The sequence below is a fragment of the Vibrio sp. SCP2 genome (genome assembly GCF_059295395.1).
Map to the genome: position 1 here is coordinate 1654389 of NZ_JCAFVV010000001.1, position 23840 is coordinate 1678228.

The 23840-nt window shown below is 43.4% G+C and carries 20 protein-coding genes; 11 read left to right on the plus strand and 9 right to left on the minus strand.

The window, feature by feature from the left end; translation table 11 throughout:
- Window position 1 precedes the first annotated feature (1 nt).
- Genes AC5O63_RS07825 through AC5O63_RS07835 form a run of 3 tightly spaced genes read left to right on the plus strand, consistent with a single transcriptional unit; the run spans window position 2 to window position 3725 of the window.
- Window positions 2-1090: a microcin C ABC transporter permease YejB gene (locus AC5O63_RS07825; RefSeq protein WP_004743357.1), complete on the plus strand. Its 1089-nt coding sequence runs from the start codon at window positions 2-4 to the stop codon at window positions 1088-1090.
- Window positions 1090-2130 (plus strand): ABC transporter permease, encoded by a 1041-nt coding sequence (locus tag AC5O63_RS07830; protein ID WP_004743356.1) that lies wholly within the window; start codon window positions 1090-1092, stop codon window positions 2128-2130. The genes AC5O63_RS07825 and AC5O63_RS07830 overlap by 1 nt, the downstream gene beginning before the upstream one ends.
- A gap of 2 nt (window positions 2131-2132) precedes the next feature.
- Complete coding sequence (locus AC5O63_RS07835) at window positions 2133-3725, plus strand: ABC transporter ATP-binding protein (RefSeq protein WP_494504536.1); 1593 nt, start codon at window positions 2133-2135, stop codon at window positions 3723-3725.
- Window positions 3726-3798: 73 nt separating this feature from the next.
- Here the strand turns inward: AC5O63_RS07835 and AC5O63_RS07840 are convergent, their stop codons facing one another.
- Window positions 3799-4953, minus strand: coding sequence for an insulinase family protein (locus AC5O63_RS07840; protein WP_494504537.1), 1155 nt, complete (start codon window positions 4951-4953; stop codon window positions 3799-3801).
- A 248-nt stretch (window positions 4954-5201) separates the two neighbouring features.
- Complete coding sequence (locus AC5O63_RS07845) at window positions 5202-6977, minus strand: EAL domain-containing protein (protein ID WP_494504538.1); 1776 nt, start codon at window positions 6975-6977, stop codon at window positions 5202-5204.
- A gap of 387 nt (window positions 6978-7364) precedes the next feature.
- Here AC5O63_RS07845 and AC5O63_RS07850 point away from each other — a divergent pair, with 387 nt between their 5' ends.
- Window positions 7365-8255, plus strand: coding sequence for a LysR family transcriptional regulator (locus AC5O63_RS07850; RefSeq protein ID WP_494504539.1), 891 nt, complete (start codon window positions 7365-7367; stop codon window positions 8253-8255).
- Here AC5O63_RS07850 and AC5O63_RS07855 read toward each other — a convergent pair.
- Together AC5O63_RS07855 and AC5O63_RS07860 are read right to left on the minus strand one after the other, a co-directional pair.
- Complete coding sequence (locus AC5O63_RS07855; RefSeq protein ID WP_494504589.1) at window positions 8236-8871, minus strand: response regulator; 636 nt, start codon at window positions 8869-8871, stop codon at window positions 8236-8238. The genes AC5O63_RS07850 and AC5O63_RS07855 overlap by 20 nt on opposite strands.
- A gap of 147 nt (window positions 8872-9018) precedes the next feature.
- Entirely contained in the window at window positions 9019-9771 is a 753-nt protein-coding gene (locus AC5O63_RS07860; RefSeq protein WP_494504590.1) for a substrate-binding periplasmic protein, read from the minus strand.
- A 156-nt stretch (window positions 9772-9927) separates the two neighbouring features.
- Here AC5O63_RS07860 and AC5O63_RS07865 point away from each other — a divergent pair, with 156 nt between their 5' ends.
- From AC5O63_RS07865 to vctC, 5 genes are all read left to right on the plus strand, one after another.
- Complete coding sequence (locus AC5O63_RS07865; protein WP_494504540.1) at window positions 9928-10350, plus strand: RNA-binding S4 domain-containing protein; 423 nt, start codon at window positions 9928-9930, stop codon at window positions 10348-10350.
- 167 nt (window positions 10351-10517) lie between these two features.
- Entirely contained in the window at window positions 10518-11429 is a 912-nt protein-coding gene (locus AC5O63_RS07870; RefSeq protein ID WP_494504541.1) for a siderophore ABC transporter substrate-binding protein, read from the plus strand.
- Between the two features lie 74 nt (window positions 11430-11503).
- A complete protein-coding gene (gene vctD, locus AC5O63_RS07875; RefSeq protein ID WP_004749134.1) occupies window positions 11504-12439 on the plus strand; it encodes an iron chelate uptake ABC transporter permease subunit VctD in 936 nt (311 codons plus the stop codon).
- Complete coding sequence (vctG, locus tag AC5O63_RS07880) at window positions 12432-13382, plus strand: iron chelate uptake ABC transporter permease subunit VctG (protein WP_494504542.1); 951 nt, start codon at window positions 12432-12434, stop codon at window positions 13380-13382. Before vctD ends, vctG begins: the two co-directional genes overlap by 8 nt.
- Window positions 13383-13389: 7 nt before the next feature.
- Entirely contained in the window at window positions 13390-14145 is a 756-nt protein-coding gene (gene vctC, locus AC5O63_RS07885) for an iron chelate ABC transporter ATP-binding protein VctC (RefSeq protein WP_494504543.1), read from the plus strand.
- A gap of 64 nt (window positions 14146-14209) precedes the next feature.
- Here vctC and cueR read toward each other — a convergent pair whose 3' ends face one another.
- The 3 genes from cueR to AC5O63_RS07900 form a co-directional block, all read right to left on the minus strand.
- Window positions 14210-14602: a Cu(I)-responsive transcriptional regulator gene (cueR, locus tag AC5O63_RS07890; protein ID WP_171323299.1), complete on the minus strand. Its 393-nt coding sequence runs from the start codon at window positions 14600-14602 to the stop codon at window positions 14210-14212.
- Between the two features lie 158 nt (window positions 14603-14760).
- Complete coding sequence (locus AC5O63_RS07895; protein WP_494504544.1) at window positions 14761-15831, minus strand: porin; 1071 nt, start codon at window positions 15829-15831, stop codon at window positions 14761-14763.
- A gap of 195 nt (window positions 15832-16026) precedes the next feature.
- The gene (locus tag AC5O63_RS07900) at window positions 16027-17070 is read right to left on the minus strand and encodes a helix-turn-helix domain-containing protein (protein WP_494504545.1); all 1044 of its coding nucleotides are present in this window, start codon (window positions 17068-17070) and stop codon (window positions 16027-16029) included.
- 116 nt (window positions 17071-17186) lie between these two features.
- Between AC5O63_RS07900 and AC5O63_RS07905 the strand changes: the two genes are divergently transcribed.
- The gene (locus AC5O63_RS07905) at window positions 17187-19190 is read left to right on the plus strand and encodes a TonB-dependent siderophore receptor (RefSeq protein ID WP_494504546.1); all 2004 of its coding nucleotides are present in this window, start codon (window positions 17187-17189) and stop codon (window positions 19188-19190) included.
- A gap of 67 nt (window positions 19191-19257) precedes the next feature.
- On the opposite strand, the gene AC5O63_RS07910 is transcribed toward AC5O63_RS07905, so the two are convergent.
- Window positions 19258-20844: a putative bifunctional diguanylate cyclase/phosphodiesterase gene (locus tag AC5O63_RS07910; RefSeq protein ID WP_494504591.1), complete on the minus strand. Its 1587-nt coding sequence runs from the start codon at window positions 20842-20844 to the stop codon at window positions 19258-19260.
- A gap of 307 nt (window positions 20845-21151) precedes the next feature.
- Here AC5O63_RS07910 and AC5O63_RS07915 point away from each other — a divergent pair, with 307 nt between their 5' ends.
- Window positions 21152-22345 carry an acetate/propionate family kinase gene (locus tag AC5O63_RS07915; protein WP_494504547.1) on the plus strand — a complete coding sequence of 398 codons (1194 nt, stop codon included), beginning with the start codon at window positions 21152-21154 and terminating at the stop codon, window positions 22343-22345.
- Window positions 22346-22548: 203 nt separating this feature from the next.
- Here AC5O63_RS07915 and AC5O63_RS07920 read toward each other — a convergent pair whose 3' ends face one another.
- Window positions 22549-23520, minus strand: a complete 972-nt coding sequence (locus AC5O63_RS07920) for an integron integrase (protein WP_494504548.1) — start codon at window positions 23518-23520, stop codon at window positions 22549-22551.
- Between the last annotated feature and the right edge of the window lie 320 nt (window positions 23521-23840).

The following is a 23840-nucleotide window of genomic DNA, read 5'->3' on the forward strand; positions in this document are numbered from 1 at the left end:
GATGGCTGCATATATTTTTCGACGACTGCTGTTAGTCATACCCACTTTGTGGGCGATTATCACCATTAACTTCTTCATTATTCAGGTGGCTCCAGGTGGGCCAGTTGAACAAGCCATTGCGCAAATGGAGGGGTTAGAGTCTGGCTTGATGAGCCGCTTCACAGGGGGCGGCAACTCAGCTGACACGGCTGTCGTGGAGGAGGCCTCTTCTACGGGCTATAAAGGCTCGCGAGGCTTAGACCCAGAAGTTGTTGAAGAAATAAAAAAGCAGTTCGGCTTTGATAAACCTATCCATGAACGCTATTTCGACATGTTGAAAAACTATGTGACTTTCAATTTCGGCGATAGCCTGTTCAAGGGTGGTAGCGTGATTGATCTAATTGTAGAGCGATTGCCAGTCTCTATCTCCCTTGGTTTATGGAGTACGTTGATCATCTATCTGATTTCAATTCCACTGGGGATTTTGAAAGCGATTCATCATGGTAGTCGATTTGATATTTGGTCTAGCGCAGTCGTCATCGTCGGATATGCGATTCCAGGCTTTTTGTTTGCCATCATCCTGATTATTGTGTTTGCCAGCGGTAACTATTTTAGTTGGTTCCCGCTGCGTGGTTTGGTCTCAAGTAATTTCGAACAGCTCAACTGGTATCAGCAAATCATCGATTACTTTTGGCATTTAGCCTTGCCGATCCTCGCCATGGTTATAGGCGGTTTTGCGACATTAAGTATGCTGACGAAAAACTCCTTCCTTGATGAGATCAACAAGCAATACGTGGTTACCGCGCGAGCAAAAGGACTTGATGAGCGAGACATTCTCTACAAGCACGTTTTCCGCAATGCGATGTTGATTATTATCGCAGGCTTTCCAGCTGCGTTTATCAGCATCTTCTTCACTGGCTCAATGTTGATTGAGGTGATGTTCTCTCTAGAAGGGATCGGTCTTCTCGGCTTTGAGTCAACCATACAGCGCGACTATCCAGTCGTGTTCAGCTCACTCTATATCATGACGCTTCTTGGCCTGATCTTGAGCATAATTTCAGACCTTACCTATACCTGGGTAGATCCACGAATTGATTTTGAGGCGCGTTAATGATGTTGAAAAAGAAGCGAACTAATCCTCTTAATGAAGCGCGCTGGCTCAGATTTAAAGCCAACAAGCGTGGCTTTTGGTCTATGTGGATTTTCGGGCTGTTGTTCATCGTTAGCTTGTTTGCTGAGCTGATTGCTAATGACAAACCGTTGCTGGTGGAGTTTGATAGCCAGTGGTACTTCCCAATTGCGACCCAGTACGCTGAAACTGAGTTTGGCGGTGAGTTTGAAACCGAGGCTGACTATACCGATCCTTATGTGATCGAGTTAATCGAAGAAAAGGGTTACATCGTCTGGCCGTTAATTCGATTTAGCTACGATACCATTAACTTTAATATTGGCGGTGCTGTGCCTTCACCTCCGGATAATGTCAATTGGTTGGGGACTGATGACAAAGGCCGAGACGTATTGGCGCGGGTCATCTACGGCTTTCGTATTTCGGTCCTGTTTGGTTTTGTTTTAACCATAGTTTCGAGTGTCATTGGCGTAGCCGTCGGTGCAACACAAGGTTATTACGGTGGCTGGTTAGATTTGTTTGGCCAGCGCTTTATCGAAGTGTGGTCGGGTATGCCGACACTGTTCTTGCTCATCATACTATCCAGTTTTGTCGAGCCCAATTTCTGGTGGTTGCTCGGGATTATGGTGGCATTTAGCTGGATGAGCTTAGTTGGGATAGTGCGCGCCGAGTTCTTACGCTGTCGTAACTTTGATTATGTGCGTGCCGCGCAGGCGATGGGTGTGGCAGATAAGCGCATTATGCTGCGTCACATGTTGCCCAATGCTATGGTTGCGTCTCTGACCATGATGCCTTTTATCCTTTCAGGTTCGGTAACAACACTGACCTCCCTAGACTTCTTAGGTTTTGGTTTACCCGCAGGCTCACCTTCTTTGGGTGAGCTACTCGCGCAAGGTAAAGCCAACTTGCAAGCGCCGTGGCTTGGTTTTTCGGCATTCCTTGTTCTCTCCGTGATGCTAACTTTGCTGGTGTTTATCGGCGAAGCAGTCCGTGATGCCTTTGACCCTCACCATCAAGGAAGGTAGCGATGTCTGAAACTGTACTTACAATTAATGGCTTATCTGTTGGGTTTGGTCGTAAGAAGCAAGTCGAGCAGGTGACTAACCAGGTGTCACTTTGTATTAAAAAAGGCGAGACGCTTGCTTTAGTGGGCGAAAGTGGCTCGGGTAAATCGGTGACAGCCAACTCTATTCTTAAGCTGCTCCCCAAAGGCTCTTCTCACTACCTATCTGGCAATATTGAGTTTGATGGCATCAATATTCTAGAGTGTTCAGAGCGCCAGTTGAGAGGGATCCGAGGTGGAAGAATCGGCATGATTTTTCAAGAGCCGATGGTTTCACTCAATCCGCTGCACAAAATAGGCAAACAACTGGTTGAAACATTGGCTATCCATAGAGGGATGCGCCAACGAGCTGCAGAAGCACTTGCTGTTGAGTGGTTGGGAAAGGTGGGCATTCGTAACCCTGAGCACAAGGTTATGGCATATCCGCATGAGCTGTCTGGGGGAGAGAGGCAACGGGTAATGATTGCTATGGCACTGATTAACGAACCTGAGTTGTTAATCGCTGACGAACCGACGACAGCATTGGATGTCTCTGTACAGGCTCAGATACTCGACCTATTGAAGCAACTACAACAAGAAATGGGCATGGCAATGCTGTTTATTACTCACGACTTGAGTATTGTAAAACGAATTGCTGATCGTGTATCTGTCATGCAAAACGGTAGTTTGGTTGAAACTGGCAGCTGTGAACAGATATTCAATTCCCCCGTCCATGAGTACACACAAAAGCTGATTCACTCAGACCCGAAAGGCTTGCCTGTCAAAATCAGTGAGCAAGCTTCCTGTTTGCTGGATGTGAGCAACTTACGTGTCTGGTTCCCGATTACTGGCGGGATCTTTAAGCGGGTGGTATCGCATATTAAAGCCGTTACCAACATGAACTTTGAGTTAAAGAAAGGACACTCGATAGGGCTCGTAGGTGAGAGTGGTTCGGGTAAATCAACCACAGGGATGGCAATACTGCGTTTAGTCAAATCGGAAGGCTCTATCGCTTACCAAGACAACGAGCTTCAAGGCTTAGATAGAAAGGGCATGTTGCCTTATCGAAGTAAGATGCAGGTGGTGTTTCAAGACCCCTTCTCAGCGCTGAATCCCCGTATGTCGGTGGCACAAGTGATTGGTGAAGGGTTGCGGGTACATCAAACGCTGAATGAAGATGAAATAGACCAACGAATCTGCGATGTTATGGCAGAGGTCGACCTAGATCCAGAGACAAGACATCGTTACCCAAATGAGTTTTCTGGTGGACAAAGGCAGCGTATTGCAATCGCGCGGGCGTTAATCCTTAAACCAGAGTTTATTCTGTTAGATGAGCCAACGTCTTCTTTAGACAGGACGGTGCAAGCGCAGGTGCTCGATCTGCTGAAATCACTCCAGGAAAAGTATCAACTTACCTATTTGTTTATCAGCCATGATTTGAATGTAGTGCGCTCGTTGTGCCATTACACAATAGTAATGAAGCAAGGGGAAATCTTAGAACAAGGTGAGACTCAGGAGTTGTTTAGTCGCCCGCAACAGCCTTATACGCGGCATCTAGTTAATCTTTCCTCTTTGTAATCACATAAAAAAACCAGTAGTGGGGCGCACTACTGGTTTCAATCTGTTATTTATTCGGCTTGATACAACTGGGTTATAGAGCAACGCTTCTGTCAGTTGACCAAGTCTTCTCAAATTCTTTACTTACATCGTACTCATTTAGGTGAGCAACGTGGAAGTTGAGCAAATCAAGATCGTATGATGGCTCTGTGTAGACGTTGCCTAAGCTGATCGCTTCAACTAGGCGGTCGGCTTGGTCTGCAGCATAGTGGTCGTTACCTAGGCGAGTTTTGCTTTTAAGTTTATCGCGCAGCTCACTAACGACCATTTCGTACTCAACTTGAGTGAAGCCAGCGGCAATCGCACGCTCTATTTCAGATTTCACTACGCTTTCTGTTGTCGACTTTTCATCGGCTGACATTTCCGTAATACGAATTTGCGATAGCAGGCGGTGATCAAAAAGAACCTCGTTTTCGACAGAGACTTTTGCTTGAGAATGCTGCTGCTCTAGAGCGTTTTGAATGCGATGCTCTAGCATCTTGTTGGCCAAGGTAGTTAATAAGATCTCTTTGCGCTGCAGCTTACTGTCTTGCTCGTCTTGGAGTATTTTAAGCGTGCTTACTGACAAGCCAGTGTCGTTTGTTACGCTCGGCTTGAGATAAGCATTCAGTGCAATCTTGCTTGCTTCATCGGTTTGCTGCGATGTGCCCTTTACCCATCCAGAAAACTGGCGTTGGATTAGCTTGGTTGTCTGTCTGGTGTTGACCCCACCAGTAACAATTACTGTCACGTTCTGTGGGACATAGAATTTTTGCTTGAACTCGTTGCCGTTTGCATTGGTCGCTAGGCTTTTCTGCATAGCGGCTAAGCTTGCCTCTATCGCACTCGCATCCGCGTGCAAAAGATCTAAGCTAAATACGGTTTGTTCGAGTTCGGTTGTGGCCTTCCAGTCACTGCTGTCGATAGTAGAACTTGCGGCTAGCTTGGCCATTGAGTCTTGAGCATTAGTTTGCTGAGCGGTGCCTGAGCCAATCAGGATACGTAGCGAGACTTCATCAGAGCGACGAGTGGTCGGTAGGATAACAAAGCGTAAACCATTGTTTAACTCAGCAACCATGGTATTGGTTGGCATCTGAATATCAGTATGCTCGAACCATAAAGCAGAGTTAGCTGAAGCGGAAACGACAGGCGAAAAAATTAGCGTTGCAGAGAGAGCTGCACCAATCAAGCTACGTACTGAATAAGACACTTTTTTACTCCAGAGGCAGAAACAACAGTTAGTTCCGTGTCCAGTAATAACGATTTTATTTACGTTATCAGTGTTTTATCTATCCTTGATTGAGAAGCTAGGCTTCACCAAACACCGTTACCTGTAGCCGTAATTCTGGCGAGGTATATGAACTGGTTTATAAATTTGTGTGAATTCTCTACAACTAAAGTTAATTAGTCAAATGGAATGATGAATTCGGTGAATAAGTCTCGGATATGAGACGGTGGCTATATCTTGGTATAGTGGCTAGCACTGGCAAGGGAAAGTGGCTTAGAGAACCAATAACCTTGTAGGTAGGCTGCGCCCATATCGGTGAAGACACGTTGCATTGCTGCATCTTCAATACCTTCGATGACAATATCGATATTGTAGGCGTTACACAAATTGGTGATAAATGAGAGGTATTCGAAGGTGACTGGATTTTCAAGCGAGCGCCACGCAATCGACTTGTCGATCTTAATTTGAGAAAGAGGCAAATCAAAAAAACTGTTCAAGGAGCTATAGCCCGCGCCAAAGTCATCCAAAGACAACTGAAAACCAAATTGCTTCAGTCGCATAAGTTGTGAAATCGCGTCTTTGTTGTCATCTAATATAATGGTCTCAGTAAGTTCGAGCATGATTGAGTTAGCATTCACACCAAACTCTTCGGTTATCTGCTTAACGTTGTTAGGAAACTGTTGGCTAAGTAACTGAAGCACTGAAACATTTACATTAACTTTGATTTCTTCAGTGTGCGTTTGCTGGTACTTGTTGATAAAGCAACAGGCCTTCTTAAATACGAAGTAGCCTAGTTCACTAATCAACCCTTTCTTTTCTGCCACCGAGATGAATTCGTCCGGGTAAATTTCTCCTAAGGTATCACTACGCCATCGCACTAGGCTTTCAAAGCTTGCGACCTTATCCGATTTGCAACAGACGATAGGCTGAAACTTAACCGATAGGTCGCCGTTACGTATCGCATTGCCAAGTTCTTGATCAATATAGAAGTGGCGATCTATTTGAGTTTTGGTTTTTCCAGCATAAATTCGCACAGAGTGTTCAGAATGCGCTGCTGCGAACTGACAGGTTTGAGCAGCAACACGCACCACTTCGTCTGTATCGCATTCCTCTGAGATGTTTGGGTAAATACCAATACTGATATCGTTGGCAAACAGGAAATCGAGTGTCCGAATTGCTTCTTTATAGACTTTGGTTATGCGCCGAGCCAACTTGTTGAGGGCGGTCTCATCGAATTCACCACGAACAATGATGGCGAAGTCGTGAGACTGGATACGGTACATGTCAACGAACTGCTCAGGGAAGTCGCCGAGAACTTTAGTTAGTCGTGATAGCAAGTTACGCATCATTTGAGCCGCATACAGAGACTGATACGAACGCGTAACACCAGGTTGTATGTACATTAGGTGGTGTGCTTCTTCGTTCAACACCTTAAGGTTATCGAGATCCATCGCCAACTTCTGCTCGTTAGCTAATCCAGAAGAACCATCCGTTAACGATGTTTGCTGAACATAAGACTCCATTAGCTTTCTATCGGAGATATCGCGATGGCAGCCAATCATAAACCTTTTTCCATTGACTGTTTTTGTCACGGCAGTGCCCTCAAGCCAGATGTAACGGCCATTGGTACAACGAATGCGATATTGAGTGACAACGCGAGCACCATCTTGCTGAATGTGCTCATCCACTTTTTCACCGAATGCGATTTGATCTTGAGGATGAACAAGGTCAATCCAGCTTTTTAAGTCGGTATGCCCAGATTCGATGCCAAAGCGTGAGTAAAAGGAAGGATTATAGAAGCAAACATATTCATTCCCTGACATATAGAAGATGCCATCGTTAAGCACATCAATCATATGGCGGAAATGATTATCCATCAGATCATCAAGTTCAGCACCGGTGAGACCCAGTACTGCGGATTCAATTTTATCTACAAGCTCATCATCTGTCCCAGAGACTAGGGACAGTTTTGGTGGAGACACGACGTTGTCAATTGAATGATCCATTGAAAATCTATATACCTGATAACTCTGTGGTTTATCTTTGTTACGTGATATTTATTATACTTTTAATCACTTATTCTGTTAGTAATACAGGATTTGAGTTTTGATCTCTAGCATATCAATCGCATTATTTATTAGTTGCATAAAAAATATTAACTGTAGCTCACAGAGTAACCAAAGTTGTTGATATTTCACTTGATAAGCCAGCAGTTTCAGCATGGTTTCTGAATGAACTAAGAGCGAAACTTGCTGAGTATTCTGACAAGAGCATGTGATGCTTTTATAGTAAATATATGATTATAATGTTTTATTCACCTAGTTTAACAAATAAGTCGCTTAGCTAAAGCATACTAACAATCTTCAACACAAAAGTAATCGCGCGGTATTGTTATGAAGTCACAGTTGGATCTCAACTTACTCAAGGTGCTTCCTTTGTTAGAAAAGCATCGCCAACTTAAACCTGTAGCTAAAGAGTTAGGTAAGACAGAGAGTGCGGTGAGTAAGCATCTGGCTAAGTTACGTGAGCAATTGGGTGATCAGCTTTTTGTCCGAGGAGCATTCGAATTTGAGCCGACGGAATATACGCTCAACCTATTGCCTAAAATCACTAAAGGTCTCAATTTGATCGACGATGCGGTGCAGCCAGTTGTTCTTGACCCAATGACTTATGATCAGCCGATAGTGCTCGCTCTACCAAGTTTGGCACAATACCTAATAGGTAAATCATTGTTATTAGATTTACTTGAGGCGTTCCCTAAAGCAGAAATTCAAATCACGACCTGGTCTGATTCTTCAGTGGACAAGATTCACGATGAGAGTATTGATATTGGTGTGCAGTATTTTAACGATGAACAGGTTAAAACCATATACCAACATCATTTGGGTAAGTTCAAAGGGGCGATTGTTTGTGCGGAAAAGTATCAACATCGTACTTTGGATGAAAAACTGGCTATGCCTTACGTGTTGATGGAAATGAAAGGCTGGCAAGATAAGAAAGCGGTCATCAAGCGCACGCTTGAGTCCAACGGCGTAAAGATTAATAAGGTTGCGACCGTTGATAATATGACCTGTTTATTCGAAATGCTGTGTGAAATGGAATGTGCGACACTATTGCCAGCAACGAGCCATTTAAAAGCTCGCACTGACTACAATGTCACGGTCTTACCTGAGAACTTACAACTTGAACAGCCTCTGTCCATTGTTGCTAATTATAAACTTGTGAACCATGACAATCCTTTGCATAGGTTGCTAGTTAAAAAACTCAAGCAGCATCTGTTCTAACTTCAGAGACATCTACATAGACGTGTTGTTGAAGATTCATCAATTCGACAATTGAGTCCACTTTGTACTTATCCAGTATTCGAGATTTGTAGGTACTGATAGTCTTTGAGCTTAAAGATAAGATCTCTGAAATTTTCTTGTTGCTATAACCTTTGACTAGGTAATTGAATACGACAGTTTCTCTATTTGAAAGCGTAGTACAGCGCTCGCTCTGTCCAAGACCTTTGCGTTTAAACACCGAGTAACCGCCAGCGACACGAATAATTGCCTCACGAATAACTGGGGTGTCTTCACGCTTTGTGATGTACCCGTTTGCACCTAGCTTTCTTGCTGTATCTGAATACATAGGGTGGTCGGTATTAGAAATAAATAGCACTTGGCCTTTATAGCCATGAGCACGAGCTCGCCTTAAAAATTCAAATCCATCTGAGCCCTCTAGTTCTACATCTAACAGCACCAAGTCGATATCGTAAGTCTTCAATACTTGTATACCGAACACAGCGGTTGAAGCTTGGTAGACTTGCGAATGCGCTAGCCCGTCATAGACGAATTGAGAAACGGCTTCGCGCATGATTGGCTGGCTATCTAGTACTAGAACATTGGTATCTCTGGTCATCACTACTTTCTCTTATTGGTATATTTGGGACTAATGCGTCCTATGCGTTGTGTTGAGGAGTGCAATGTAAGGGATTCCGAACGGAAAAGGCGGAAAAGTAAATTTTCCAACGTGGAAAGTGTGTCAGGTGAGTGTAAGAAAAGTCAGCTAGTTGTTGTTATTCAGATATTTGGACATGATGTTGTCAACAGTACCATCTTTCTGAAGTTGCTCTAATGTCTGGTTAAATTTTTCAACGAAATGTGCTTTGTAAGGGTATTTACTTGGGGATACTTTGGTAAACCCTAAGTAACCTTGTTCGCCGCTAATTGAAGTGCCTAATGTTAGCTCCCAGTTTGGTTTTACCGCTCCTTCCTGAGTAAGCAGTTTTATTTCCCATAAAATAGAGAGCCGATCATTGATGTAGCAGTCAATGCGGTTTTTGTACAAGTTAAGAAGGTTGGCTCGATTGCCTTTGGCTTCTTTTAAAAAGATCTTCCCTTGTTTAACGGCCTCCCAGAACTCTGTTCCTCCAAGAGCGAAGGCCTCATTGATACCAATTGTTAGCCCAAGATAATCAGCAGGCCAACGTTTTAACTGTCGGTTCTTAACGCTATCTGGTTGGCAGTAAACGACAACCTCCTCATTCAAGATGGGAACAGAGTAGGGGGAGATATAAGGGCGCTTATCTGTGTAGTAATAGGGAGGGTAAAGCGCAAAGCCTTCTCCTACTTCAAGCAACTTAAGTCCTCGCTTCCATGGTACTAGGGTGATTTTAACTCGGTATTTGGGCATACCATCGAATACCGCTTGAAGAATTTCAGTGTAAATGCCTTTTGCTTGACCATTTTCTATGTAGCTATATGGAGGATAAGCGTCATCACCGTAGATAACGACGTTAGTAGGAGGATGATAAGCCATACAGGCACTACTCAATGGAAACAGTAACGGTAGCAAAGACCATTTCACGACGTTGAACCTTACTTGTATCTTATACTTATTATTAACTTTAGTTTATTTATAAAGATATTGAGATTAGACTCTCTTTTTTGTTTAAGAAAGACCATAAGGCATCGTATGGAGCAAGATTACGAACAGGGTGAAGAGATCGAGATCGAAGCGATTGGAATCGAAGTCTCGTCACAGCCAATAGAGTTGTATAAGGTATTCAAAATAGCCAACTTAGTCGGTGGTGGAGGTGAGGCGAAGCACCTTATTGCTGAAGGTTATGTTGCCGTCAATGGCGAATTGGAAACGCGTAAACGTCGTAAGCTCTACGATGGCGATTTTTTTGAATTTAACCAAGAATATTATGTTGTGGTGTGCGATGCGCCAGTGACCGAGCCTGAAGTGAAACCTGAGAAGGTAGAGAAACCGAGCAAGCAGGCGAACTCTAAAAGTCGTAAGCAGTCAAAAGATAAGCCATCTCAACCGAAAAGCAAAGAATCGAAACCTGCCAAGAAAAAGGGCAACGGTCGTTCCACAATCGATTTTTTCTAAATTCTATTCATTTCAAAGGGAGCTATTAGAGCTCCTTTTTTTACATCTGTGCTCTAACTCACTCATTTATCACATCAATTTTAAAAGTGTAAATAACGTAAATTGCGGATGACTTTATTATGAATCTAAATGATAATGGATTGCATTAGTAATTATGGAGTCAAACAATGAAGTTGTCTGCACTGGCATTAGCCACAGGATTGTTAGCATTTGGCGCTAGCGCTAAAATGGTCGAAATTGAGCACGCACAAGGCACCACAAAATTAGAGTCGAACCCTGAAAGAGTAGTGGTTATTGGCTTGGGCGCGTTAGATACCGTTAAAGCATTTGGTATTGAGCCTGTCGCAGTGTCTACGGTCAGCATGTTCCCTGATTACTTGGCTGAATATCGCGATTACAAATTCATCTCAGCTGGCAGCTTACACGAGCCAGACTTTGAAACCATCTATACTCAGAAACCTGATCTAATCATTGTGGGTTCTCGCGGCGCTGCGAAGTACAAAGAGCTTACAGAGATCGCCCCAACGATCGTGTTTGCTGCGGATTCAAAAAAAGGTTACTGGGAGAGCACCCAAGAGCAATGGCGTAATCTTGGTGAAGTCTTCGAGAAACAAGATTTTGTTGAGTCTAAGATCGAGCAGCTAGACAAAGAATTCAAATCAATCAGCGCTTCCAATGACAAGAACGATGTTGACGCTCTAACGGTAATGAGTGCGGGTGGTAACATTACGGCGTTTGGCGCGCAATCTCGTTTTTCCGCTATCTACAAAGACTTTGGCTTCAAAGAGACCGTAAAAGGGATCAAAGAGAGCCGCCACGGTGACCTTGTTTCTTATGAGTTCATTCGTGAAAAGAACCCATCAACCTTGTTAGTTATCGATAAAGATATTCTGATCAACAAAGGTAAAGGCAGCACAGTTAAGCGTGATTTCGAAAACGATTTGGTTAAAGCAACTGACGCTTACCAAAACAAGAAGTTAGCTTACTTAGACATCAACGCTTGGTATCTATCTATCGCAGGTATGCGTGCGACTGAGCAGATGATTGAAGATGTTAAATCAGCATCAGCAGTCAACTAACAGAACATAAGAATTATAAAAACTGGCCTCAAGCATTTTTGTGCTTGAGGCTTTTGTGCTAAAGAGAAAAGCAAGTGAAAAAGTTGTTGTTGGCGTTGATAGTATTGAGTATTGCGTCACTGTTTGTTGGAGTGGGGCAGCTAAATCTCGCTTCTTTAATTGCCGGTGATCTTAATAGCTGGCATCTATTCTGGACAAGTCGAATCCCTCGTCTTGTTGCCGTATTGCTGGCTGGTGCAGGTTTAAGTATCGCTGGTCTTATAATGCAGCAAATTAGCCAAAACCGATTTGCGTCACCGTCGACCTCAGGCACCATCGAATGCGCCATGTTAGGTTATGTGTTGAGCCTAGTACTATTCGGTAATGGCACTCAACTGTGGCTGATTTTCGGTGTCTCTATGGCAGGCACGTTGCTGTTTGTTCAGTTTATTAATCGCATCCAATTTAAAAATGCCATTTTTGTTCCTCTAGTGGGTATCATTTTCGGTAATGTCGTTGATTCTTTAGCAACATTCATCGCCTACAAATACGATGCGCTGCAAAACCTCTCTAGCTGGACAGTAGCGAACTTCGCTAACCTGTTACAGGGTGACTACGAGTTGCTCTACATCGCGATTCCAGTCGCCATCTTCAGTTACTTATATGCTGCAAGGATCTCTGCGGTAGGGTTAGGTAAAGACTTTGCGACCAACCTCGGTTTGAACTATCAGCAGGTGTTAGTGATTGGCGTGTTACTGGTGTCAGTGATGTCTGCGACTGTAGTGATGATTGTCGGTATGCTGCCATTTTTAGGCTTGATAGTACCTAACCTTGTGAGCCGATTCTTTGGTGACAACCTACGCAAAAACATCCCCCTAACTGCCATTCTTGGGGCGCTTATTGTCCTTTGCTGCGACTTGGCAGGACGCCTGATTATTTTCCCTTACGAGATCCCTATTTCTACCATTATCAGTATTCTTGGTGGAGCAGTGTTTATCTTCTTTATTCTTAAGGGGCAAAAGCATGCTTGATAGAACCAAACTTATCGGGCTAGCGATCATTGCACTCGTATTCTGCTTTCTGTTTATTGGTATTGGTCTGAATGCCGATAACTATCAGTATTTTCTATCGCGTCGAGTACCTAAGGTGCTGGCTATGGTCATTGCGGGTATCGCGATTGGTCAATCAGCATTAGTGTTCCAGACGATTACTCACAACCGTATTCTAACTCCGAGTATTATGGGCTTTGACTCCCTATACATGTTTACTCAAGTGTTGGTGGTAGTGATCTTTGGTGGCATGAGTAGCTTTGCCTTGAACGCATACTTCAACTTCAGTTTGTCTGTTGTGGTGATGCTTGGCTTCTCTCTTTTGCTGTTTAGTTTCTATTTTAGAGGTGAGCGGCAAAACCTGATGGTATTGCTCCTGCTTGGAGTCATCCTAGGGCAGCTGTTTGGTAGTATTTCGTCCTTTTTTGTAATGCTGATGGATCCAAATGACTTCGCGTCTGTTCAAGCGAATATGTTTGCCAGCTTTAACAACGTCAAGGTCGAGCTCGTCTACTACTGCGCTCCATTGTTACTGGCGATCAGTGTTGCTTTATACCGATTACACCGCGTTCTAGATGTGTTTTGGCTAGACAAAGACAACGCAACAAGCCTGGGTGTCGATGTGAAAAAAGTGACGCTGCAAGTCCTTGTATTAAGTGCTGCACTGATCGCCATTTCGACTGCCTTAATTGGCCCAATCATGTTTTTCGGCTTACTGGTCACTAACCTAGCGCGTGAACTGTTTAAGTCTTTCCGACACCAAGTTCTGCTGGTGGGCGTCTCGTTACTTTCAGTTGCCTCATTACTGAGTGGTCAGTGGATAGTCGAAAGCCTATTTGGTTTCTCAACCACAATCAGTGTGGTGATCAACTTCATTGGCGGTATTTACTTCTTAACCATGTTGCTGCGCAACAAAATCGTGTAGGTCTATTATGATTTCAATGAAAAGCCTGACCAAAGTGTTTGGTCAAACCAAAGTGGTGGATAGCGCGAGCGCAGAGTTCGAAAAAGGTAAAGTCACCTCCATAATTGGCCCTAATGGGGCAGGAAAAAGTACATTACTTTCTATGGCGAGTCGTCTCGTCAGTAAGGATGAAGGTGAAGTACTGATTGATTGCAAAGAGCTGAGCCAGTGGGATACCAAAGAGCTTGCAAAAAGACTCGCGGTACTGCGCCAAGCCAATAACATCACCATGCGCTTTACCGTTAGAGAGATGATCGCCTTCGGTCGATTTCCCTATTCACAAGGAAAGCTAACCGATGAAGACCAGACGGTTATCAATAAGGCGATTGAGTACCTTGATTTGGTCGAGATTCAACACAAATATCTCGACGAGTTAAGTGGTGGTCAAAGACAGCTGTCTTTTATTGCCATGGTTATGGCGCAGGACACTGACTACGTATTTTTGGATGAACCATTGAACAATCTCGATATTAAGCATTCTTTACAGATCATGCGCAATGTTGGAAGGCTTGCACATGAGATGAAGAAAGCGGTGGTGGTTGTGATTCATGACATTAACTTTGCGGCCTGTTACTCAGACAAAATCATCGCGCTGAAGAAGGGTAAGGTCGTGGCGCAGGGCAGTGTAGAAGAGGTGATTCAGTCCGACATTTTAGAGAGCATCTATGAGACGCCATTCAATATTATTGAAGTGGATGGTAAACGTATGTGTACTTATTATTAAGGCTTAATCCATAACTGAAAGACCTCCAAATCGGAGGTCTTTTGCTATTAAAAGTCTAGATAGACTACTCTTTTTTCGTTAAGTCTTCGATAATTGGACAGTCACTGCCAGAATCACCAGGGCAGGCAGATACCCAACTCTTGAGCTGCTTTTCTATCTCTTTTAACTCTCGAATTTTTAGTTCGACCTCTTTGAGCTTCTCTTTCGCTTTCGCTTTGACTTCGCTGCTCTTACGATTTGGGTTAGAGGCTAAATGGACAAACTCTTTACACTCGACCAGAGAAAACCCCGCATTCTTGGCGCGAGAGATCAGGTTCAGTTGATTGACGTGTTGTTGGGAGTACTCCCGATAACCAGATTCACTGCGCAGTGGGGCAGTGATCAACCCTTTATCTTCATAGAGGCGGATTGATTTGCTTGATAATCCCGTCAGTTTAGAGACAACACCAATATTCATAGCCATTCCTTAAAACAAAATCGAATGCAATACTTCAAATAGGTGCGATCTTTTTACTACTTTTATTCACAAGTTGAAAGCGCTAGACGTAAAAAAGCCCACCTACAAGAGGTGGGCTGCGCTGAAATCGGTCAGCAGTTTGGACAGCTTGTTAGAGCTTATAGGTAGTAACGAGCACCGATTAGCCACTTGTTATCTGTTTCACGCTTGTTCTTGTCGTTTAGATCGAACTGGTAAGCTGTGTATCCGATAAACTTAGGTGTGAAGTTGTACTCAGCTTGAAGAGCTAGGTCTTCGCGCGCTGTGTCTTTGTCTGATAAAGACTTAGTTTCTTTACCTTCAACTTTCTCATAGTTCATGATTAGGTTTAGGCTGTTTTCAAACGCGTAAGATACTAGACCTTCGTATGCTGTGCTCTCTTCAAGAAGAGTCGTACCGCTGTTGTTCATGTTTTCGTTGTTCGCGTAAACACCAGCAACGTAAATACCTTTACCGTAAGTACCGTACTTAGCTGACACTAGGTGAGATTTTGCTTTTTCTTTGTTGTTAGAATTAGCTTGAGTGAAATCACCAGTGTTGTATGTGTAACCTAGTTTAAAATTAGCAATAGCGTAAGATAGAGCTACTTGCGCACGATCACCGTAGTTGTAACCTGTAGTAACTTTAACTGTGTTACCGTTTTCAACTTTTTCTACGATTTCAGTAGCGTCGTTGTTACCCTGCCAACCAAGGCCGAAAGATAGCTCACCTGCTTGGTCAAAATCGAAACCGTTGCGGTAGCTCACCATTTTATCTGCACGACCTGTACCTAGCGCACCGTGGTTGTCGTAGATAAAGTCGTTCGCGAAAGCGATAGGCATATCAGCAACGCCTGCTACATCGTAGTAAGGTGCCCACTGAGTACCCACTACAGCGCGGCCGTAAGAGTCGTGTGAAAGACCAACGTAACCTAGACGAGTAGTAAATGAATTCTCACCACCGTTTAGGTAGTTCAGTGCCCATTCACCTTTAGCGTCAGCAGTAAAGCCATTACCTAGCTCTTGAGTCGCGTTAAAGTTGATACGTGGCGAGTTAGTACCTACGTCAGCATCACCTTTTTCAGAGTCGTTTACGTTTACAGAAACGTGGCCGCCGATAGAAAAAGTAGTGCCGTCGTTGTTGTAAAGTTCAACAGCAAAAGAAGAAGCAGAAACAGATGCGATAGCAACCGCTAGAATCGTTTTTTTCATGATAAAGTCCATATTATTAAGCCTTAATTCGGCTTTCATTGCTCGTGTTTATACGATGAGCAGACTTTAAAACGAAAGTTCACAAAACAGTCACAAAACAAAATAAAATGTTAAAAGAGAAATAATGTTTCGTAAATACAATCACTTATGGTTGTAATGATTTGTTACATTAGGTTTTTTTATAAGTGCGGTTTATTACTTATAACTAGTGTAAATATTTGATATCTGATGTCTTTGTTGGGTTGATTGAATCTGAGTGGGATTCTCGTTTTGAGTCGCAATTGAGATGGGTGGAATGCCGTACTCTTTCTTAAACGCGTTGGTAAAATTCGCGGGATGATTATAGCCTGCTTCATAGGCTGCTTCGGTAATCGTCACTAAACCACGCTCCAAATGCTGCTTTGCCACATCAAGTCGACGCCTGCGAATAAAACCACTGACTGTCACTCCAAGTTGCTGTTTAAATTTGCGTTGTAGATTAGAGCTACTCATGGAGAAATGCTCAGCGACGAGATCAACAGATAATGGATCGCCCAGATGTGATTCTATATAACAGATAATATCTTCAACTGAAGATGGTACTCCGGCACTTTTGTCGGTCTCCTTAGAGTTGAAACTCTCAGTTGCCAACTTGCCAAACACTGACTCCATAAGTTGAAATGCTATGGATTCTAGTGCGATCTTTTCCTCGAATGAGCTTGCTTGATATAGACTGATCGCGCTTGTGACTAAGCTTTCTATCTCGGGGGTAACATCAAATTGGAGGAAGTTCTTATGGCTTGCAATGAACTGGCTTACCTGACAATTGCCATCAGTGCGCGCTTTAATCCAATCGTGGTTCATCATGATATTGAGTTTGGTCACGCAATTATTTTTAGTGATCTGCCGACGGAAGTTTGTCGGCTGATTGAGATTGACCAAGGTGACTTTTCCGCATTGACTAGAGTCCAGCTTAAACTCTAAGTCGTCGTAGCTAAATCTAAGCTTACCTTCGAGTAGAACGGTTATGATCACCGAGGAGGGCGCCATAGAAACAACATTGGAATCTTGTAGCTCTAGGCTTCTACATCCGTGCATATTGACGCGTTGGGCCACGTTGTACGAAAGAAACTGCCCTTCAACTAATGGGGCTTGACCATGCTTAGTCTCACCAACAATGAGTTGTTTTTCTGACTCTTCTACTTTTTGAGTAATGGCTACTTTACGTAATCTATGCGTATTGAGTTCAGCGGTTGGCATATGGCAGTTCCTCATAAGCAGTATGCAGTTTTGCATAAGCTATTAATCTTTTAGTTAATCGATAACAACCATATCATACGTGCGAATTATTATCATTTACATTTAGGGATAGTCGCATGAAAAGGGTAACCAATCGCCCCCAAAACCTCTCTTTGATCACTCTTGCTGTATGGTCAGCGCTTAGCAGTGGCGTGGTAGCGCAAGAAGTCACTCACTTAGAAGATGTTGTCGTATGGGGTACTAAGGTATCGAGTAGCTCAGAATCGCTTGGTGCGGGTGATATGTCACTTAAACAAGCGGACCATATGTCGGATCTTCTTCGTGATGTGCCAGGTGTAGATGTGGGCGGTACCCACTCAGTTAACCAACGAATCAACATTCGTGGTCTTGGTGAAACAGACTTAGATATTCGTTTAGATGGCGCTTCTCAACACGCTAATATGTTCCACCACATTGGTAACCTCACTTTAAACCCAGATATTCTTAAGACGGCTGAGATTCAAGTCGGTAACAACTCAGTGACGCAAAATGGCCTTGGTGGTTCGGTTTACTTCGAAACGAAAGACGCGAAAGACCTGTTACGCGGAGACGAGAAGTTTGGTACGCGCGTGCATGGTGGTTACGCAAGCAACGCCAGTCAGCAAGGCTCAGTGACATTCTATGGGTTACTGGGTGAGAAGTTTGACTCCATGTTGTATGGCAACTGGCTATCACGTGATAACTTCAAAGATGGCAACGGTAATAAGACATTTGGCGTAAAAGGCGACACTTACAATATTCTTGGCAAAATAGGCTACGAGCCTTCAGAGCTTCACAGATTTGAGCTTGCTTACGACCTTTACCGTGATAGCGGCGATTACAGCCCGCGTCCAGATTGGTCAGGTTCGGCAAATAATGAGCGTTCAGGTACTGAAACTATTCCAACCGATTATGATCGTGACACGGTGACTTTGTCTTATGAACTGAAAGGTGATGTTCATAAAGGTAAGGTAACGCTTTATTCTAGCCAAACAGAGATCGTGCGTGATGAGTCAGGAGTGACTAGCCGCTGGCCGGGCGATCGTTTGTCGGTAAATAGTGCCGAAAACAAAAACGTTGGCGCAAATGCCAAATTCCAAAGCGATTACCAAATTGGCCGTTTAGATAACACCGTCACTTACGGTTTGGATTACATAGACAAAACCAGTAAGAGTATCTATGGCGGTGTTGTATTTGCTGGCGAATCTGCAATCAATAGTGCCTTCTTTGCTGAAAACCAAATGTACATTACCGATTTTTGGTCAGTGACTGCGGGTGTTCGTTACGACGATTACAAGCGCAAAGCAGCAACGGGTACTTCGAATTTTGATGACGTGACTTGGTCGCTTGCGACCGAGTTTGACGTAACCAATGACTGGACTCTGTTCGCGAGCACAAGAAGCTTGTTTAAAGGCCCAGAACTGCTTGAAACCTTTATCAAGTACCAACCAACAACGCATTTATCGAGTGATATTAAAGCGGAAACTGGGCAAAACACTCAGGGTGGTGTTCGCTTCAATAAGCAAGTCAACAGCCATTTCTTTGGAGCAAGTTTAACTGCCTTTAAAACTCAAATTGACGATTACATCGCCGAAGCTTATCAAAGCTCTACCAAAGGTTACTTAATCTACAACAAAGGAGATGTTGAGTTTACCGGTTTTGAGCTAAGCGCAACGTATGGATATGAAGCCTTTAACTCGAAGTTGTCTTACTCTCGCTCAGATAACAAAGATGTGACTAACGGAGGCCCAGTACTCGATGCCAATGACAGAAGCATGGATATCGGTGATAGCATTGCGCTGACTCTAGATTATCAAGCAGATTCGATTGACGTCTTGTTTGGTTGGACATCGATTGTCGTTTTAGAAGAAAACAATGTCCTCGAAGGTAAAGCGGTGAAGGAGGGTTACAACGTACATAACCTTTATGCTCAGTGGATTCCTTCAAATGTCGAAGATTTATCGGTTACGTTCGGAATCGACAACATTTTTGACGAAGCTTATGTATCGCATGCCTCTAAAACAGGTGATGCACGAGGCATTATCGCCGATGATTATGAGCCCGGCCGCAACTTCAAGCTGTCAGCTGCTTACCAGTTCTAACTTAACTTTTGGCTTTACTTGATCCATTTGAACTTTGAACATTTTGCTGTCCTTCGGGGCAGCTTTTTTAGTTTACTTTGGCAAGCTCTGAAATGATTGGCGGGTTGTGCAATAAAGTCCAATTGATCGCGCTATGAATCTCTAATGGTGGGCTGTAGTAAAAGCCTTGTATGTAGTCGCATCCTTGGCTCTTAAGAATATCGAGTACCGTTTCATCTTCAACGCCTTCCGCCACTACGGTGTAGCCAAGCCCATGAGCAAGCGATATGGCATTCGCTACGATTGACCCGTTTCGCTCGTTTTTCTCTAGTTTGTACAAAAACGAACGGTCAATCTTAATTTGGTCAACAGGTAAATCTCTCAATAGAGAAAGCGATGAATATCCTGTACCAAAATCATCTAGGCTGATCTTAAAACCGAGCTTTCGGATGTTCTCTAGAAGTTTTTCAGGGCTTCGCAGACGATTAATTGCGGTGCTCTCGGTGATTTCTAGAACGATATAATCAGTAATCTTGTTGTTTTTTTCTATTAGCTCTAGCAGTTTGGTTTCTAACTTAGAACCCATTAAGTCCTTAGCTGAAAGGTTGACGTGTATCGGGTAGCGGATACCTTGGGTTTCAAATGTTTTGATATCTTGCGTAACTTGATCAAGTACCCAAGCCGTAATCGAGTTGATTTTATTGCTGTGTTCGGCGATGGGGATGAAATCGATCGGGCTAATGGTGGTTCCATCTTTAGTTATCCAGCGAATCAGTGCTTCATAGCCACATACAATACCATGGACGCTGCACAAGATAGGTTGATAGTAGATTTGAAACTCATTCTCTTCTAGGGCTTTATCTATGTTGCGCGAAATTTCGAGTTTTCGTCTCGCACCTTGGCTCATACTGTCGTCGTAAATCGCAAAAGGTCGCCCCGCTTTTTTCGCCCAATACATTGCGATGTCTGACGCGTTGATCATTTGTTCCGCATCAGTGCCATGCAACGGAAACTGACTGATGCCTATGCTAGCGCTGGTGGTGAGTTCAAAACCATCAACAGAGAAGGGGAGGTGAAGCTCTTGGTTAATCCTCTTAGCAGCATGTTTTATGTCTAACTCTGGACGAAGTGGAGTGATAACGATGAATTCATCACCGCCTATCCGGGCAATAAAATCGCCTTTCTCCAGTAATGAACTAATACGTTGGCCGATCTGTACCAGTAGTTGATCGCCGCAAAAATGGCCCATACCATCGTTGACCTGCTTAAAGTTGACGACATCAAGCAGCATCAGGTCAAATGGTTTATCGTGCTCAATTAATAGCTCGATTGTTTCTATACAGTGTTTACGATTTGGCAAATTGGTTAAGGGATCATGCAGAGCGTTGTACTTTTCTTGTCTCACTAATGTTTTAAGTTTAACTATAGTGGTAAAACTGTAGGAAACGACGGTATAAACGAAGATACTGCCACAGAAGAGAATCGCGCTTAATCCGAGCAAAATTGGGCTGATTGTTTGTTCTGCCAGTAGAGACATCAACACAAATGAATAGCCGACGACAAAGCTTACAATCAAGAAGTATAGCCATCGCCAACCCGCATGTTTTGTCTGCTTACATATCTGAGTCGCAGTTTTTAAGCCCGCTAGAAGCAGGCACAGGCCAATAAGTACCATACTGATTGCTAATGTAAACAAAACTACCTCTCACCGAGTGGTTCCTAAGTGATGTGTATGCCTTGGTCGCACTGATTGATTGAGCTCAGGCGTAACTAAAGTGTAGTGTGTTCTGGTTAGTAATAAAATTAACATTAATTTTTTGGTGTGAAATAAATACGCAATTGCGATAGATCAACAAAAGTTTGTTTGATTTGTTTAAAAAGACCAATAAAAGTTGAAAGATTCAAAAAATATTGAATAATGGGCACAACAACAATATAGAAGCGTAACGCTTCAGTTCACAGTCTGAAACAGGAACAAATCCATGTCGAACTCGTTTGTGCTGGTCATTAACTCTGGTAGCTCTTCATTAAAATTTGCTGTAATTGACTCTAAGTCTGGTGACGCAATCGTCAGTGGCTTAGGCGAATGCTTTGGTCTGCCAGAAGCAGTCATTAGCTGGAAATACAACGGCGAAAAAACTGAAGAGTCGATTGATGCGCATGATAACCACCACCAGCACGCTATTAACCGAATCGTTGCGTTAATGGATACTCTTGGTTTCACTAAAGATTTAGTTGCCGTGGGTCACCGTATCGTTCATGGCGGGGAGAAGTTTACTTCTACAGTTCGTATTAATGATGAAGTACTTACAGAAATTGAGAATCTGTCTGATCTGGCACCGCTCCACAACCCAGCAGGCGCAAAAGGTATTAAAGCTTCTATGCAAGCTTTCCCAAGCCTTCCTCAATTCGCTGTATTTGATACTGCGTTCCACCAAACTATGCCGCAAAAGGCATTTACTGGTGCAATCTCTAACGAGCTGTATAAAGAATATGGTATCCGCCGATACGGTTTCCACGGCACTAGCCACTACTTTGTTAGCCGTGAAGCAGCGAAGATGTTAGACAAACCTGTTGAGGAGTCTAACTTCATCTCTGTTCACCTTGGTAACGGTGCTTCTGTTTGTGCGATCGCAAACGGCGAATCGGTTGACACGTCAATGGGCTTTACTCCCCTTGCTGGTCTAATGATGGGTACTCGTTCTGGCGACTTAGACCCAGGCGTTATTGAGTTCCTAATCAAGAAAGGTTGGACGACTGAGAAAGTCTTTGACACTCTAAACAAGAAATCAGGTTTCTTAGGGGTTTCTGGCCTAACTTCTGATGCTCGCGGTATCCTTGAAGCTATGGCAGAAGGTCACGAAGGTGCGAAGCTAGCCTTTGAAGTGTTCACCTACCGTGTTGCGAAATACATCGGCTCTTACATGATCCCACTAAACAGCCTAGATGCAGTTATCTTCACAGGTGGCATTGGTGAGAACTCGTTAGACATTCGCCGCGAAATTCTAAACAACCTAAAACTGCTAGGTTTTGTTGAAGACGAAAAAGGCAACGAAGAGGCTCGATTTGGTAACGCAGGCGTTATTGCGACTTCCGAACTGCTTGGCGCAGTGGCGATGGTTATCCCAACCAATGAAGAGTTTGTTATTGCGCAGCAGTCAGTAGAACTTCTGTAACATAGTCAAATTATTAGAAATGAGCGAGCCCAAGTGGCTCGCTTTTTTGTTATTGCTTATTTGAAAAGTCGCCTAAAGCTAACCTCAGGATGTGGGCAAAGCCGCTGTACCCATCCAAGCTACCCAAGGTGCAATGATAGGTAGGTTAGATGTGTTGGAATGGGAGTGTAACGCAAACTCCAAATTAACTTTTTATACTCTGACTAGTCGAAAATACTTGATAGAGGACTTTTTACTCCGTTCGCCCCTCTATCAATGATGTGAGTATATATTTGTGTCGTTTTCACATCTGAGTGACCCAATTGCTCTTGGACTGTTCTGATATCCGCTCCACCTTCTAGTAGGTGAGTAGCAAACGAGTGTCTTAGGGTATGGCAGGAAATATCTTTCTCGATTTCTGCCTGATTCGCAGCGAATTTGATATGTTTTTGTAGCGAAGTATGGTGAATATGGTGTCGGCGCTTTTTGCCGTCGCGGGGATCAAAAGACAGGCGGTCAGAAGGGAAGAGGTATTGCCAATTAAAACTCATTTCTGCATTAGGATATTTTCTGGCTAGTGATTCAGATAGATAGCTTCCTGAAAACTCTTTGTTGTTCATGTCTTGCTGATAATACCTTAATGAAATTTGCTGTTGCTGCTTCAGGTCATCAAACAGTTCAGGTGCTAACGTGACGATTCGATTTTTCCCGCCTTTACCCTGCCAAATCCTAATCGATTTATACTGAAAGTCTATGTCATGTACTCTAAGTCGAACACACTCCATTAATCTTAATCCTGAACCGTACATAAGTTGGAGCGGTAGTTTATATTTGGGCGAGCATTGAGCGAATAGCTTGCGCACTTCAGTTTGTGTAAGCACCGTCGGTAATTTACGAGACTTATTCGAACGCCTAAATTGCATGTCAGGCTCTACGGGCTGGTGGATGATTTCTTTATAGAGAAACACCAACGCATTGAGGGCGAGGCTCTGTGTTTTTTGCGCGATGCCCTTTTGCGACACCAAGTGGCTCAAGAAGTTTTCTACGTTTTGAGTGCCCAATTCTTGTGGGTGTTGTTTACCATGAAAGATTATATATTGGTGAATCCAGTAAACATATGCTTCAACGGTACGAAGGGCGTAATTTCTACCCAGCATATAGTCGCGAATGTACGCCAAGAACGGCGATTTGCTCATAATTAATACCTGTTTATTTATACATAATTTTTAGTTTGGCAGAGTAAGGCAGGCTGTATAGAGATATTCTTGATTTTGCGGATAAGAATGCACAACGCTCAAGCTAAGCAACTGTTAGTTTTCAGTTATTTGAGATATGGTTACAGTTTGATATCAGCAATTGCAGAATTGTTCGGTAGTTAATAAAAGAATAGTTCTGTCTAAGAGCTGTTATGTGACTATTAGGAAAATCAAGAATGAAAGTTGATTATGAGTATTTGAAGCAACTCCTAGAAGCATTTGAGGAAGTTCCTAAACCTTTCCCCCTTATCAGTGAAATC